This is a genomic window from Pseudonocardia halophobica, assembly GCF_050948485.1.
Classification (GTDB): Bacteria; Actinomycetota; Actinomycetes; order Mycobacteriales; family Pseudonocardiaceae; genus Pseudonocardia; species Pseudonocardia halophobica.
Genome location: NZ_CP192046.1, coordinates 3,273,917 through 3,287,822, shown reverse-complemented (window position 1 = coordinate 3,287,822; position 13,906 = coordinate 3,273,917). Strand labels below are relative to the sequence as shown.

Genomic DNA, 13,906 nt, shown 5'->3' with positions numbered 1-13,906 from the left:
CACCCGCATGACCGACGCGACGACGCGGGCCACGGAGCTGCGGGAGCACTACGGGCGCGCGGACCTCTGCCTGGCCGCGGAACTGTGCGACCGGCACCCGGCCCGGGACGTGGCGGCCACGCTGGTGGCCGGGGACCTCTCGGCCGTCGACCTCACGTACGGCGAGCTGCGCGAGCGGTCCGAGCGGCTCGCCGCCGGCCTCGCCGGGCTGGGGGTCGGGCCCGGTTCGCGGGTGGCTACGCTGCTGCCCAAGACCGCGGACCTGCTCGTCACGGTGGTGGCGGTGCTGCGCCTGGGCGCGGTCTACGTGCCGCTGTTCACCGCCTTCGCCCCGCAGGCGATCGCGTTGCGGCTCACCGCCTCGGGCACCACCGTCGTGATCACGGACGAGACCCAGCGGCCGAAGCTCGACCCGGGTGAGGACATCCCGGCCGACGCGCCCTGGACCGTCGTCACGGTCGGGTCGGCGGAGTGGGACCGGCTCGCCGGCGCCTCCCCCACCGGCGCGCCCGCCGCCGTCGTCGGGCCGGACGGCGCGATGGTGCAGCTCTACACCTCCGGCACCACCGGCAAGCCGAAGGGCGTGATCGTCCCGGCGAAGGCGCTGGCGTCGATGGTCGCCTACCAGGAGCTCGCGCTCGACGTCACCGCCGACGACGTCTTCTGGAACGCCGCCGACCCCGGCTGGGCCTACGGGCTCTACTACGCGCTGCTCGCCCCGCTGGCCACCGGACGGCGCACCCTCCTGCTGAACGCCGGCTTCTCCGCCAGGTCCACGTGGGACGTGCTCGGCCGGTTCGGCGTCACCGCGTTCGCGGCCGCGCCGACCGTCTACCGCGGGCTGCGCGCCTCCGGGATCGCCCCGCCCGGGGGGTTGCGGCTGCGCACCTGCTCCAGCGCGGGCGAACCGCTGAACCCGGACCTCGTGACGTGGGGCCGCGAGGTCCTCGGGGTGGAGATCCGCGACCACTACGGGCAGACCGAGCTCGGCATGGTCGTCGCCAACGCCTGGCACCCGGACCTGCGCACGGAGATCCGGTCGGGCTCGATGGGCCGACCGCTGCCGGGCTTCCGGGTCGCCGTCCTCGCCGACGACGGCTCCGGGCAGGAGGTCCCGCCGGACACCCCCGGCCGCGTCGCCCTCGACGTGCCGGCCAGCCCGCTGCTGTGGTTCGAGGGCTACGCGGGCGGCGTCCGCGGCGACCGGTTCAGCGAGGACGGCCGCTGGTACCTCACCGGCGACGCGGGCCGCGCCGACGCCGACGGCCACCTGTACTTCTCCGCCCGGGACGACGACGTGATCATCATGGCGGGCTACCGGATCGGCCCGTTCGACGTCGAGTCCGTGCTGTCGACGCACCCAGCCGTCGCCGAGGTCGCCGTCGTCGGGATGCCGGACGAGCTGCGCGGCGAGGTGGTCGAGGCGTTCGTGGTGCTGCGCGAGGGCGTCGAGGCGACCCCCGACCTGCCGGACGAGCTGGCCCGGCTGGTGCGGACCCGCTACGCCGCCCACGCCTACCCGCGCCGGGTCCACCTCGTCGACGCCCTGCCCAAGACGCCGAGCGGGAAGGTGCAGCGCTTCCTGCTGCGGCAGCAGGGTCGTTAGACCGAGACGGGGTCCGGGAGCGGGGTGGGCACCCCGAGCGGCAGGATCGTGAGCCGGTCCGCCAGCCCGGCCTCGGCGAAGGCGCGGTGCAGCGTTCCCGGCCCCTCGGTGAAGTGCAGCCAGCCCTCGGTGTGCACGGGCAGGACCCGGCGGGCGTCGAGGGCCCTGGCCGCGAGAACCGCGTCCGCCGCGGTCAGGGTGAGCGGCTCGGGCCGGTCGGGGCGGCGCGCCGCGCCGCAGAACAGCACGGCGAGGTCGACGCACGGGACGCGCTCTGCGATCTCCTCGACCACGCCGACGGAGGCGTTGTCCCCGGACACGTAGACCGTGGTCCCGTCCGGTGCCTCGAGGACGAACCCGGTCACCGGGCCGGAGAAGGCCTCCGCCCCGGGCGGGCCGTGCCGCGCCGGCACCGCCCGCACGACCAGCGGCCCTGCGGGCGTCGGAACCTCCGCGGTCTCCCACGGCGCCAATCCCTCGCTACCGGGTCACGGTCTGCGCCGCGGAACCGGGCGCGCTGCCGACGCGGGCCGGCTTCGACCTGGCCGTGTACCACGGGCTGGAGGCGGTCGCGGAGGCCGACACGGTCGTCGTGCCCAGCTGGGACCCCGATCTGCCGGTGGCCCCGGAGCTGGGCGAGGCGCTGCGCGCCGCGCACGCCCGGGGCGCCCGGATCGTCGCGCTCTGCCTGGGCGCCTTCGTCCTCGCCGAGTCGGGGCTGGTCGACGGCCGCGAGGTCACCACGCACTGGCACGCCGCTCCGCTCCTCGCGACCCGCCACCCCGGGATCCGGGTGCGGTCGGACGTGCTGTGGACCGACCTCGGCGACGTCGTGAGCTCGGCCGGCACGGTCGCCGCGCTGGACTGCTGCCTGCACCTGGTGCGCCGCGACCTCGGCGCCGCCGTCGCCGGCGAGGTGGCCCGGCGCCTGGTGATGGCCCCGCACCGGGACGGGTCGCAGGCCCAGTTCGTGCGCACCCCGGTTCCCGACGACGACGGCCCCGACGAGATCGCCGCGGCCATGGCCTGGGCGCGGTGGCGCCTCGACCGGCCGCTCGACCTCGACGCCTGGGCCGACGGCGCCCTGATGTCGCGCCGCACCTTCACCCGCCGCTTCCCCGAGCGCACCGGGGAGAGCCCGGGCCGGTGGCTGCTGCGCCAGCGCCTCGAGCTGGCCCGCACCCTGCTGGAGACCACGCAGCTGCCGATGGACGAGGTGGCCGAGCGCTCCGGGCTGGGCTCCTCGGCGTCGCTGCGCCGGCACTTCCGGCAGGTGCTCGGGACCAGCCCGCGCCGGCACCGCGACCAGTTCGCCGACGGGCCGGCGGTCCGCTGATCAGCCGATCCGCCGGCGGCCCGCTGATCACTCGATCTCGTCGAGCTCCCCGAGCATCGCGCGCAGGACGCGCAGGGTGACCTCGACGTCGTCGCCCGTGATCCGCTCGGCCAGCGTGCGCAGGCGCGCGTGCTCCCACCCGCTGATCGCGCCGATCGTGCGACGGCCCTCGGGGGTCAGCCGCACCAGGCCGGAGCGGCGGTGCGCGGGGTTGTCCACCCGCTCCACCAGCCCGGCCTCCCGCGCGTCGTTGACCATGCGCTGCACGAACTGCCGGCTCAGCGACTGCGCCCGGCCCATCTGCGGCACGGTCATCGGGCCGGTGCGGTGCAGCAGGTCCAGCACGGCGCGCACGCCCGCGGACACCCCGGCACCGGGACCGTCGGCCTCGACCTCCCGCAGCACCCGCCGGTACAGCGGGCCGACGACCAGGTAGACCTCGGCGAGCCGGTCCGCGAGGGCGTCGGGATCCGTGCCGTCCGTCATCCGCCCGTCCGCCACCCCGCCCATGCCTCGGCCAGCAGCTCGTGGCTGCGGACCCGGTCGGCGTGGTCGGTGGTGATCGTGGTGACCAGCAGCTCGTCCGCCCCGGTCACGCTGGCGAGGGTGGCGAGCCGCTCGCACACCGTGTCCGGGGCCCCGACGAACTGGGTGTCGACGCGGTCGGCCACCCCGGCCCGCTCCTCCGGCGTCCACTCCCGGGCACGCGCCTCCGCCGGCGTCGCGTACGGCCGGGCCCCGAGGCCGGTGCGGATGTCCAGCACCCACTGGCCGTAGGGTGCGGCGAGCTCGCGGGCCCGCTCGTCCGTCTCCGCGACGACGACGTCCGCGGACACGATCACCTGCGGCTCGGCCACCCGGCCGGGCCGGAAGGCCTCGCGGTAGGCGGCGACGGCGTCGAGCACCAGGTGCGGCACGAGGTGGTAGCTCACCGCGAACGGCAGCCCGTACTGCCCGGCCACCCGCGCGCTCTCCCCGGGCGTCGAGCCGAGCACCACGACGTCGACGTCGGCGCCCTCCGCGGGCGTGACGTGCAGCGGTTCGCCGCGCGGGCCGCGGGCGGTCCCGGCGAAGTACGCGAGGATCTCGCCGACCTCCCGGCCGTAGTCCGGCGGCTCCTGGTCGGGGTCGAAGCCGAGCAACTCGGCGAGGCAGCCGTACAACCCCAGGTCCGACGGGACCTTTCCCGGCTTCGGCAGCAGCAGCCCGTCGACCGTGCGGGTCTCCGGCAGCCGGCCGCCCGGCCGCCCCGTGGGACCGTTCCTGATCAGCCGCAGGATGCGGTGCAGGTCGAAGCGGCCGAGCCCGACGTCGATCCGCCCGGGATGGACGGCGGCCACGGTGCCGAACTGCTCGGCGACCTGCACCGGCCGGGTGTGCGGCAGCTGTACCGCGCCGGACCCCACCCGGATGCGCTCGGTCGCCGCGGCGATCAGGGCGACCAGCACCGGGGTGGACGAGGAGGCGACGCCGGTGACGAGGTGGTGCTCGGCAACCCAGTAGCGGTGGTAGCCCGCCCGCTCCGCCGCCTGCGCGAGGTCGATCGAGTTCCGCAGCGCGTCGCCGGGCGTCCCGCCCGCGGGGACCGGCGAGAGGTCGAGGATCGACAGCGGAAGGCTCACCCGCGGCCCCCCTCGACCACCTCGGTGAGCACGGCCGCCCACCGGTCCGGCGCCTCCACCGGCGAGAAGTGGCCCACGCCGTCGAGCGGGCGCAGGTCGACCTTCTCGAACCAGTCGTCGAGCCGGTCGGACCAGGCGCGCGGGAACAGCGGATCGTGCTCGGGCCACAGCACCGTGGTCGGGACGGTGATCCGGTTCGCCGGCGGCTCCTCGGCGAGCGAGCGCGCGATCATGCCGGAGCCGCTGCGGTACCAGCCGACCGACGCCGTGAACGCCCCCGGCGCCGAGTAGCGCTCGGTCAGCCGGTCGAGTCGCTCCTCCTCCACGGTGAAGTCCGGACCCGACCAGTGCTGCCAGAAGTGCCGCAGGTAGGCGCGCACCGCGTCGGGCCGGCCGTCGATCACCTGCTCGGGCAGCCCGAGCCGGTGGAAGTGCTGGTACCAGAACTCCGCGGCGGCCTCGGGCTCCAGCACGCGCCGGCCCGCGCCGGGCAGCGGCGGCGCGAGGACCAGCGCCGCGACCCGGTCGGGGTGCTCGGTGGCCAGGGTCTGCGCCACCCGGCTCCCGACGTCGTAGCCCGCGACGACCGCGCGCTCGATGCCGAGCTCGTCGAGCAGGGCGAGCGCGCTGCGGGCCTGGCCCGCCGCAGCGACGTCGCCGCCCTCGTGCTTGTCCGACTCGCCGAACCCCCGCAGGTCGGGCCACACCACGTCCGCCGTGCCCGCGTCGGCGAGCAGGTGCGCGACGGCGGCCCAGTCGCCGCGGTCGCCCGGCCAACCGTGCAGCAGCAGCACGGGGCTGCCGGTCCCGGCCCGCTCGTAGGCGAGCGCGTAGCCGTCGGCGTCCGGGGTCGTTCGTGTGCTCCCTGCCACGCTGAAGGACCTTACGACGTCGTCTTCGGCCCGGCCCGCGGTTAGTGTCGACGGTGTGGTCCCCGGGGTACTGACGCAGCGGCGGTGGATCGACCGCTGCCTCGTCACGACCACCGGCTGTCGCGCCCGCTGACGCGCACGCCCCTTCCTCGACCCGTCCCCAGGGAGAGCTGTCGGATGACCCCCCTGCACCTCGCCGTCGCCCTCGAGGGCACCGGCTGGCACCCCACCTCGTGGCGCGAGCCCGAGGCGCGGCCCACCGCGTTGTTCGACGCCGGCTACTGGGCCGACCAGGTCCGCGAGGCCGAGCGCGGCCTGCTCGACCTGGTCACGATCGAGGACGGCTTCGCCATCCAGTCCTCGCGCCCTCATCAGCCGGACGAGCGCACCGACCAGGTCCGCGGGCGGCTCGACGCGCTGCTCGTCGCGGCCAGGGTCGCACCGCTGACCTCGCACATCGGGATCGTGCCCACAGCGGTCACCACCCACACCGAGCCCTTTCATTTCTCGAAGGGCATCGCGACGCTCGACTACGTGAGCACCGGCCGCGCCGGGGTGCGGGTGCGGGTGTCCACGCGCCCGGACGAGGCGGCGCTCGTCGGGCGGCGGGAGATCGCCCGGGAGGACGCGCCGGAGCTGTTCGACGAGGCCGCGGACTGGGTCGAGGTCGTCCGCCGGCTGTGGGACAGCTGGGAGGACGACGCCGAGATCCGCGACGCGGCGACCGGCCGGTTCGTCGACCGGGACAAGCTGCACTACATCGACTTCGAGGGCCGGTTCTTCTCCGTGCGTGGCCCGTCGATCACCCCGCGGCCGCCGCAGGGGCAGCCGCTGGTCGCCGCGCTCGCGCACCGCGACTACGCCTACCGGCTGGTCGCGCGCTCCTGCGACCTGGGCTTCGTGACCCCGCAGGAGACCACCGACGTGGCCCCGATCCTGGGCGAGATCCGCCGCGAGCAGGAGGCGGCCGGCCGGGCGGAGGAGCCGCTGCACGTGCTCGGCGACGTCGTGGTGTTCCTCGACGACAGCGCCGAGGCCGCCCGGGACCGCAAGGGCCGCATGGACACCCGGCTCGGCCGCGAGCTGATCAGCGACGCCCGGATCGTCGTCGGGACCCCCGCCGAGCTGGCCGACCTGCTGCTGGAGTGGCAGGAGGCCGGGCTCGCCGGCGCCCGGCTGCGCCCCGGCTCCGTCGACCACGACCTCGTACAGATCACCCGCGGGCTCGTTCCCGAGCTGCAGCGCCGCGACGCCTTCCGCACCGCCTACGAGGCCGACACCCTGCGCGGACTGTTCGGCCTCGACCGCCCCGCCGACCGCTACGCCGCCTGACCGCACGGGAGGACACCGCATGCCGCGCAAGCAGATCCACCTCGCCGCGCACTTCCCCGGCGTCAACAACACCACGGTGTGGAGCGACCCGGAGGCCGGCAGCCACATCGAGTTCGACTCGTTCCTCCACTTCGCCCGGACCGCTGAGCGGGCGAGGTTCGACTTCCTGTTCCTCGCCGAGGGGCTGCGGCTGCGCGAGCAGAACGGGCTGATCTACGACCTCGACGTCGTCGGGCGGCCCGACACGTTCACGATCCTGGCCGCGCTCGCGGCCGTCACCGACCGGCTCGGGCTGGCCGGGACGATCAACTCGACCTTCAACGAGCCGTACGAGGTCGCCCGCCAGTTCGCCTCGCTCGACCACCTCTCCGCGGGCCGCGCCGCGTGGAACGTCGTCACCTCGTGGGACGAGTTCACCGGCGAGAACTTCCGTCGCGGCGGCTTCCTGCCGCAGGAGAAGCGGTACCTGCGCGCCAAGGAGTTCCTCGCCGCCACCTGGGAGCTGTTCGACTCCTGGCGGGGCGACGAGATCGTGGCCGACAAGGAGACCGGCGAGTTCTGGCGGCCGGGCGGCGACTTCGCGATCCGTTCGGACCAGTTCGACATCCACGGGCGGTTCCCGGTGCCGCGCAGCCCGCAGGGCCGCCCGGTGATCCTGCAGGCCGGCGACTCCGAGGAGGGCCGCGAGTTCGCCGCCTCCGGGGCGGACGCGATCTTCACCCGGCACGGCACGCTCGAGGCGGGGCAGGCCTTCTACGCGGACGTCAAGGGCCGGCTGGCGAAGTACGGCCGCTCCCACGACGACCTCAAGATCATGCCGGCGGCGACGTTCGTGCTGGGCGACACCGAGGCCGAGGCCCAGGAGAAGGCCCGGCACGTCCGGAACCAGCAGGTCAGTCCGGCCACCGCGATCAAGTTCCTCGAGCAGCTGTGGAACCGCGACCTGTCCGACCACGACCCGGACGGCCCGCTGCCCACCGTGGACCCCGTCGTCGGCGAGAACACGATCTCCCGCGGGCGCGCGAGCGTCCGGATGTACCGGGACCCGCTCGCCACCGCGAACGAGTGGCGCGAGCTCGCCGAGGCCAAGCACCTCAGCACCCGTGAGGTGATCATCGAGGTGACCGGCCGGCAGAACTTCATCGGCACCCCGGGCCGGATCGCCGAGCTGCTCGACGAGTTCGTGCAGGCGGACGCGTCGGACGGGTTCGTGCTCGTCCCCCACATCACGCCCGGCGGGCTCGACGAGTTCGCCGACACCGTGGTGCCGCTGTTGCAGGAGCGCGGCGTCTTCCGGACCGAGTACGAGGGCACCACGCTGCGCGAGCACCTCGGCCTGAAGCCGGCACCGACCACCGCGGCGGCGGACCTGGGGACCGCCGTCGCGAAGTGACCCTCAGCGCTGGTGCTGGCCGTCGTCGACCTTGATCACCGTGCCGGTGACCAGCTCCGACGCCGGCGAGCACAGGTACAGCAGCGTGCTGTCGAGCTGCTCCGGGGCGCCGAGGCGCTTGCGCGGGAAGGGTTCCGCCAGGCCCTCGGCGTCCGTGTGCAGGCGCTCGATCATGCCCTCCATCATCTCGGTGAGGAAGGCGCCCGGGGCGATGCCGTTGACGTTGATCCGGTGCTGCGCCCACTCCACGGCGAGCACCTCGGTCATCCGGTTCAGCGCCGCCTTGCTCACCGAGTACAGCGCCGCCGCGCCACCGTTGCGGTAGTCGAAGGCGCTCATCGACGAGATGTTGACGATCCGGCCGGGCCGCTCGGCGGCGATCAGCCGCCGGCCCACCTCGGTCGCGAGCAACCACGGGCCGCGGACGTTGGTGTCGAGCACGGCGTCGACGACCTCGAGCGGCATCCGGTGGGCGCGCTTCGCGTCGGGGACGCCGGCGTTGTTCACCAGGATCGTGACGGGCCCGAGCTCGGCCTCCACACGGTCGACCGCGGCCGGGATCTCCTCCGCGCGCGAGACGTCCAGCTGCACGGGCAGGCACCGCCCCCCGGAGGCCTCGATCTCCTTCGCCAGCTCCTCCAGCCGGTCCGCGCGGCGGCCGCCCGCGGCGACCACGGCGCCGGCGCCGGCGAGGACCTCGGCGAAGCGCCGGCCGAGACCGGACGTCGCACCGGTGACGAGGGCGACCTGCCCCTCGAGCTCACGGGACACGGGCACACTCCACGGGCGTCGGTGACGGGGGCGGACCGACGCTAGGCCGCGGGCCGCGATCTTGTCAAACGTTCGTTCAGATGAGCCAGGTCAGTAGGACGCGCCGTCGGTTCGCGCGACCACCGTGTCCGAGGGTCGGGTCGGCGCGCTCCCCCTCCGGTCGCCCGCAGCCCGCGCGGCCGCGCCCTCGAGGATCACCGCGGTCGCGCTGGTGCCGAAACGGGTGGCGCCGAGCTCGTGCAGGGCGAGCACGGTGTCCAGGTCCCGCACCCCGCCGGACGCCTTGACCTGCACGGACGGACCGACCGAGGCCCGCATGAGGGCGACGTGCTCGGCCGTCGCGCCGCCGCCCGCGAATCCCGTGGACGTCTTCACGAACGCCGCCCCCGCCGCCTCGGCCGCGTGGCAGCCCGCCACGATCTCGTCGCGGTGAGGAAGGCCGTCTCCAGGATGACCTTGACCACCCGCTCTCCCGCCGTCCCGACTACGGCGGCGATGTCCGCCTCCACGTCGTCGAGCAGGCCGCTGCGCAGCCGGCCGATGTTCAGCACCATGTCCAGCTCGACGGCGCCGTCGGCGAGCGCCTGCCGGGCCTCGGCCACCTTCGCCGCCGTCGACGTGGTCCCGTGCGGGAAGCCGAGGACGGTGCCGACCGCGACGCCGCTGCCGGCCAGCGCGGACACCGCGTGGGCGACGTCGGACGGCCGCACGCACACGCTGAACACCTTGTGCCGCTCCGCCATCGCCAGGTCGGCGTCGACCTGCGCGCGGGTGAGCTCGGGCTTGAGGACCGCGTGGTCGATCATCGCGGCGATCGCGGGGGCGTCGAGGGTCATGCGCGTGCTCCGGGGGCGGCGGACGGGTCGCGGGCGACGCTACCGGAGCCGCCCGCGGCCGCACGGGATCGAACGGAGCGGCACTGACCGGCACCGGACCGGACGCGGCCGCACGGAGAGCGGCGCGGAGGCGGGCGCGGCCGCACGGAGCCGCACCGGGTCGGCGGCCGGCGGAGGTTCGGCCGCCGACCGGCCGACGGACCTTGCCCGCCCACCCCGGCCGTCCGTACCTTGCAGCGTCGACGGGCCGTCGACCACCACCTGCGGCCCCGGGCCGACGGGAGGCCGCCAGGATGCCGGAACCGTCCGAGGGAGGCAGGGCCCGCCGGTCCGTGGACCGCGCCCCGCGAACCCTGCACGAACGGCTCGTCGACGTGCTGTGCGACGTCCGCTACCCGGCCGAGCGCTGGGAGATCATCGCCGGGGCCGCGGCCCGGGGCGCCGACCGGGTGACGGCGTACCGCCTCGCCCGCCTGCCCTACCGCACCTACCCGGACCTCGACGCCGTGCTGGCCGGCGTGTTCGCCGCGCAGCCGGCGACCCCGGCGGTGCCGACGGTGTCGACGATGCCGCGGCCCGGGCGCGCCGGGTCCTGACGCGCCCTAGGGCCGCGGCACCTCACCCGACGCGACCACCCCGCCCGCCGCGTCGGCGATCCGGACGCTCGCGACGGCGTCGGCGGGGCTCTCCACGCCCCACCACTCCGTGCCGCCCGAGGCGTCGTAGACGGTGGAGGCGGCCACCGTGCCGTCCTGCCGGAGGAGGTCACAGGTCAGTCGTCCCGGCTGCGCCACGTCGAGGTAGACCGACAGGAAGTCGGGCCGCGACCGGCTCACCAGGACGTCGCCCACGTGCCGGTCGCCCATGAGCAGCGGGGCGGCGACCATGGGCGCCGCCGGGGCGGTCGTCGTGCCGGCGATCCAGCCGCCCGCGAACGCGGCCCCGACCAGCGCGGCGGCCGCGGCGACCCGGCCCCAGCCGGGCAGTCGTCGTCGGGGCCGCACCGGGCCGATCCTGCGGAGCACCCGCTCCTCGAACCCGGCCGGCGGCTCGACCGGCGGGACGAGCGCGCGCAGCCGGTCGTGGACGCCGGCGAGCCGGGTCACCTCGTCGCGGCACGGCGGGCAGGCCTCGAGGTGGGCGAGCACCTCGGCGCGCTCGTGCCCGCCGAGCAGGCCGAGTGCGAGCTCCGGCGCGAGCTCGCGGCAGCGGGCGCACTCCGCGCCGGTCACGACGGGCCCCGCTTCGGCTCGAGGACCGCCGCCAGCCGCACCATGGCCGTCCGGATCCGGGTCTTCGCAGTACCCACCGGGATGCCCTCGCTCTCCGCGACCTCGCGGGCCGTCAGCCCGCGGAAGGCGGCGAGCACCAGGGCGCGCCCCTGCTCGGCGGGCAGTGCGCGGATCGCGGCCCGCAGCTCCGCGGCGGACTCGGCCGCGAGGGTGGCGCGCTCCGGGCCGTCCGGGCCGGCGCCGAGGACCTCCTCCAGGGCCATCGGGTCGACGGGGGCGGCGCGGCGGGCGCGCACGGCGTCGATCGCGAGGTGGTGGGTGATCGCGGTGAGCCAGGTGGTCACCGAGCCGCGCCGCGGGTCGAACACCGCGGCGTGCCGCCAGGCGCGCTCGAAGGCCTGCTGCGCGACGTCCTCGGCCTGGCGCGGGTCGCCCAGCACCGCCATCGCGACGCCGAAGACCCGGCTCTGGAAGCGCCGCACGAAGGCGACCGACAGCTCGGCGTCCCCCGAGGCCAGGCCGGCGAGCAGCAGGTCGTCGGGGAACCCGTCGACCGGCCTGGCCCGCCACGCCATCCCGCGCCCTCCGGCGCCGGCGCTCAGGCGCGGGCCCGGCCGGTGCCGAAGGACCACACCAGCAGCCACACCGCCCCCACCAGGCAGATCATCGCGAGAGGCACGTGCACCGCCATCACCCCACCGCTGCCCAGGGCGGCCTGCAGAAAGGTCACCACGAACAGGACCGCGGCGAGGATCGGCGGCCACCACGGGCCACCCGTCGCGCGGACGACGAGGAAGGCGGCGATCGCCGTCAGCCCGGTGAGCACGTGCACCACGATCGCGCCGCCGGAGTGCAGCGCCAGGGCGGTCGCGCTGCGGGACAGGATCTCGCCGGCCGACACCCCCTGCACGACGATCATCAGCACGGACAGCGCGGCCAGGACGCGCAGCAGGGTCACGACCGCCGGCGAGACGGCGGACGCGGCGTGCGAGCGGGTCATGGGGCTCCTCTCCTCGGCCGGGCTCCCCCGGCCCGGGTGCTACGGAAGGATGGGCGCGCGGGATTGCGAGCGCCCCCGATCGTGACCGTCCCGTGACCTCCCCCGGGGCGGGCGGCCGTCGAGAAGGAGCTGAGGGCTCTGCGGGGCGGCCTCCGGAGCGGTCAGCTCCTGATGATCATCGGGCACCGGACCGGGCGCCCGACGCCCGCTGTCCTCCGATCGCCCGACAGCGGGGTCGGGCGGGACATCGACCGGCGGACCGACGGTGGCGGGGGGCCTCCCGCAGGAGAGTTCTTCTCGACGGAGCGACCGCCCCGGACCCACCTCGGAAGGAGAATCCGATGAGCACCACCGACACGATCAGCACCCCCGCCCCGCAGGACCCCCGCGACGCCGACGGCGCCCCGCAGGCGTCCGCCGGCGCCGGAGCCGGCCGCACCGCCAAGGCCCCTGCCGACGACCCGTTCGCCGACGCCCCGTACTCCGAGGCCCTGTACTCCTGGAGCCGGTCCCACGGCGCCTACGTCGGGCCCGACGACCCGGCCGACGTGCCCGGACGGAAGGAGACCTGGCGCCGCGTCGGGTTGACCGTCGGCGCCCTGGTGGTGGCCGCCGGCGTCGCGACCGGCCTGGTCTACGGGCTCGGCTACGGCCACGACGCCGCTCCGATCCCGGCCGACCCCGGGCTCGCAGCCACGGCGCCGGCCGACCCCGGGAGCGCCGCCACGGCGCCGGTGCGCCACGCGCCGATGCCGGCGCACCCCGTGACCGGTAACGGCGGCACGAGCGCGAACGGCGGCTCGTCGAGCGGCGGTCACGTCACCCCGCCCGCGCCGCCGGCGCCCTCGGCCGCGATCGAGACCCTGCAGAAGGAGCTCGGCCAGTTGAACTACTACGAGGGCCCCGTCACCGGCCTGATGAACACCCAGACCACGCAGGCGATCACCTACCTGCAGCGCGACGCAGGCCTCCCGCAGACCGGCCAGATGAACGCCGCCACCCGGGCCGCGCTCGCGAAGATGCTGGCGAACGGGAACAACCAGATGAACGGCGGCAGCCAGATGAACGGCGGCAGCCAGATGAACGGCGGCAGCCAGATGAGCGGGATGGGAGGGATGCCGGGCATGTGAGGCCCACGCACGAGGATCGGCCGACGGCCCGCGCAGCCCGCGCGGGCCCGCCGCCGTTCCCGGAGCGGAGCGGCACCGACCTAAGGGTGCCTACTCCACCAGCCCACGCCGCATCGCGACCGCCACCGCCGCCGCCCGGTCGGACACGCCGAGCTTCTCGTAGAGCCGCTGGGTGTGGGTCTTGACCGTGCTGACCCCGATGACCAGCTCCTTCGCGACCTGCGGGATCGACAGCCCACGCGCGAAGGCCGCCAGCACCTCGCGTTCCCGCTCGCTGAGCACCGGCCCGTCCGACGCGGCCCGCATCCGGATCTCGCCCGCCAGCCCGGCCGCCAGCTCGGGCGGCACGACGGTGCGGCCGTGGGCGACGTCGAGCACCGCCTGCACGATCTCCGCGCGGCGGGCGTCCTTCGCCAGGTAGCCGGCCGCCCCCTCCTGCAGCGCCTGGTAGACCACGGCGCTCTCGGTGTGGGCGGAGAGCAGCAGGATCCGCGTCGGCAACCCGTCCCGGACGACGGCGCGGACCACCCCGAGGCCGTCGATGTCGGGCATCTCGTAGTCCACCAGCGCGACGGCCGGGGACTCGGCCCGGATCACCTCGAGCGCGGCGCGGCCGTCGCCGGCCTCGCCGACCACCTCGATCCGGCCGCTCTGCACGAGTCCGCGCGCCACGCCGTCGCGGAAGAACGGGTGGTCGTCGGCGACCAGCACGCGGATGCGCGCGTCGCCCCCTCGGCCGGCGGTCACGGGTGAAGCATAGGGAGGATCAGGATGCG

At 75.5% G+C, this 13,906-nt stretch carries 17 protein-coding genes; 6 read left to right on the top strand and 11 right to left on the bottom strand.

Going from position 1 to position 13,906, the window contains the following annotated elements; genetic code table 11:
- Positions 1-7: 7 nt before the first annotated feature.
- A complete protein-coding gene (locus ACQP04_RS15850) occupies positions 8-1,606 on the top strand; it encodes an AMP-binding protein (protein WP_433507794.1) in 1,599 nt (532 codons plus the stop codon).
- Here the strand turns inward: ACQP04_RS15850 and ACQP04_RS15845 are convergent.
- Positions 1,603-2,079: an MBL fold metallo-hydrolase gene (locus ACQP04_RS15845; RefSeq protein ID WP_433507793.1), complete on the bottom strand. Its 477-nt coding sequence runs from the start codon at positions 2,077-2,079 to the stop codon at positions 1,603-1,605. The genes ACQP04_RS15850 and ACQP04_RS15845 overlap by 4 nt on opposite strands.
- Between ACQP04_RS15845 and ACQP04_RS15840 the strand changes: the two genes are divergently transcribed.
- On the top strand, positions 2,040-2,942 hold the full coding sequence (locus tag ACQP04_RS15840; protein WP_433508374.1) for a helix-turn-helix domain-containing protein: 903 nt from the start codon (positions 2,040-2,042) through the stop codon (positions 2,940-2,942). The two genes, ACQP04_RS15845 and ACQP04_RS15840, sit on opposite strands and share 40 nt — an antisense overlap.
- Positions 2,943-2,969: 27 nt before the next feature.
- On the opposite strand, the gene ACQP04_RS15835 is transcribed toward ACQP04_RS15840, so the two are convergent.
- Genes ACQP04_RS15835 through ACQP04_RS15825 form a run of 3 tightly spaced genes read right to left on the bottom strand, consistent with a single transcriptional unit; the run spans position 2,970 to position 5,436 of the window.
- Positions 2,970-3,428, bottom strand: a complete 459-nt coding sequence (locus ACQP04_RS15835) for a MarR family winged helix-turn-helix transcriptional regulator (protein ID WP_433507792.1) — start codon at positions 3,426-3,428, stop codon at positions 2,970-2,972.
- Positions 3,425-4,564 (bottom strand): LLM class flavin-dependent oxidoreductase, encoded by a 1,140-nt coding sequence (locus ACQP04_RS15830; protein ID WP_433507791.1) that lies wholly within the window; start codon positions 4,562-4,564, stop codon positions 3,425-3,427. Before ACQP04_RS15830 ends, ACQP04_RS15835 begins: the two co-directional genes overlap by 4 nt.
- The gene (locus ACQP04_RS15825; RefSeq protein ID WP_433507790.1) at positions 4,561-5,436 is read right to left on the bottom strand and encodes an alpha/beta fold hydrolase; all 876 of its coding nucleotides are present in this window, start codon (positions 5,434-5,436) and stop codon (positions 4,561-4,563) included. Before ACQP04_RS15825 ends, ACQP04_RS15830 begins: the two co-directional genes overlap by 4 nt.
- Before the next feature lie 177 nt (positions 5,437-5,613).
- On the opposite strand from ACQP04_RS15825, the gene ACQP04_RS15820 reads away from it, so the two are divergent.
- Positions 5,614-6,768: an LLM class flavin-dependent oxidoreductase gene (locus ACQP04_RS15820; RefSeq protein ID WP_433507789.1), complete on the top strand. Its 1,155-nt coding sequence runs from the start codon at positions 5,614-5,616 to the stop codon at positions 6,766-6,768.
- Positions 6,769-6,787: 19 nt separating this feature from the next.
- Positions 6,788-8,161 carry an NtaA/DmoA family FMN-dependent monooxygenase gene (locus ACQP04_RS15815; protein WP_433507788.1) on the top strand — a complete coding sequence of 458 codons (1,374 nt, stop codon included), beginning with the start codon at positions 6,788-6,790 and terminating at the stop codon, positions 8,159-8,161.
- A 3-nt stretch (positions 8,162-8,164) separates the two neighbouring features.
- Here the strand turns inward: ACQP04_RS15815 and ACQP04_RS15810 are convergent, their stop codons facing one another.
- From ACQP04_RS15810 to deoC, 3 genes are all read right to left on the bottom strand, one after another.
- On the bottom strand, positions 8,165-8,932 hold the full coding sequence (locus tag ACQP04_RS15810) for an SDR family NAD(P)-dependent oxidoreductase (protein WP_433507787.1): 768 nt from the start codon (positions 8,930-8,932) through the stop codon (positions 8,165-8,167).
- 90 nt (positions 8,933-9,022) lie between these two features.
- Positions 9,023-9,307, bottom strand: a complete 285-nt coding sequence (locus ACQP04_RS15805; RefSeq protein ID WP_433507786.1) for a hypothetical protein — start codon at positions 9,305-9,307, stop codon at positions 9,023-9,025.
- A complete protein-coding gene (gene deoC, locus ACQP04_RS15800) occupies positions 9,304-9,768 on the bottom strand; it encodes a deoxyribose-phosphate aldolase (RefSeq protein WP_433507785.1) in 465 nt (154 codons plus the stop codon). Before deoC ends, ACQP04_RS15805 begins: the two co-directional genes overlap by 4 nt.
- Positions 9,769-10,061: 293 nt before the next feature.
- Between deoC and ACQP04_RS15795 the strand changes: the two genes are divergently transcribed.
- Positions 10,062-10,364 carry a hypothetical protein gene (locus ACQP04_RS15795; protein ID WP_433507784.1) on the top strand — a complete coding sequence of 101 codons (303 nt, stop codon included), beginning with the start codon at positions 10,062-10,064 and terminating at the stop codon, positions 10,362-10,364.
- Positions 10,365-10,370: 6 nt separating this feature from the next.
- Here the strand turns inward: ACQP04_RS15795 and ACQP04_RS15790 are convergent, their stop codons facing one another.
- Genes ACQP04_RS15790 through ACQP04_RS15780 form a run of 3 tightly spaced genes read right to left on the bottom strand, consistent with a single transcriptional unit; the run spans position 10,371 to position 12,000 of the window.
- Positions 10,371-11,000 (bottom strand): anti-sigma factor family protein, encoded by a 630-nt coding sequence (locus ACQP04_RS15790; protein ID WP_433507783.1) that lies wholly within the window; start codon positions 10,998-11,000, stop codon positions 10,371-10,373.
- The gene (locus ACQP04_RS15785; protein WP_433507782.1) at positions 10,997-11,575 is read right to left on the bottom strand and encodes an RNA polymerase sigma factor; all 579 of its coding nucleotides are present in this window, start codon (positions 11,573-11,575) and stop codon (positions 10,997-10,999) included. The genes ACQP04_RS15790 and ACQP04_RS15785 overlap by 4 nt, the downstream gene beginning before the upstream one ends.
- 23 nt (positions 11,576-11,598) lie before the next feature.
- Positions 11,599-12,000 (bottom strand): hypothetical protein, encoded by a 402-nt coding sequence (locus ACQP04_RS15780; RefSeq protein WP_433507781.1) that lies wholly within the window; start codon positions 11,998-12,000, stop codon positions 11,599-11,601.
- A 341-nt stretch (positions 12,001-12,341) separates the two neighbouring features.
- On the opposite strand from ACQP04_RS15780, the gene ACQP04_RS15775 reads away from it, so the two are divergent.
- A complete protein-coding gene (locus ACQP04_RS15775; protein WP_433507780.1) occupies positions 12,342-13,130 on the top strand; it encodes a peptidoglycan-binding domain-containing protein in 789 nt (262 codons plus the stop codon).
- Between the two features lie 90 nt (positions 13,131-13,220).
- On the opposite strand, the gene ACQP04_RS15770 is transcribed toward ACQP04_RS15775, so the two are convergent.
- Positions 13,221-13,877, bottom strand: coding sequence for a response regulator (locus ACQP04_RS15770; protein WP_051737959.1), 657 nt, complete (start codon positions 13,875-13,877; stop codon positions 13,221-13,223).
- Positions 13,878-13,906: the final 29 nt, after the last annotated feature.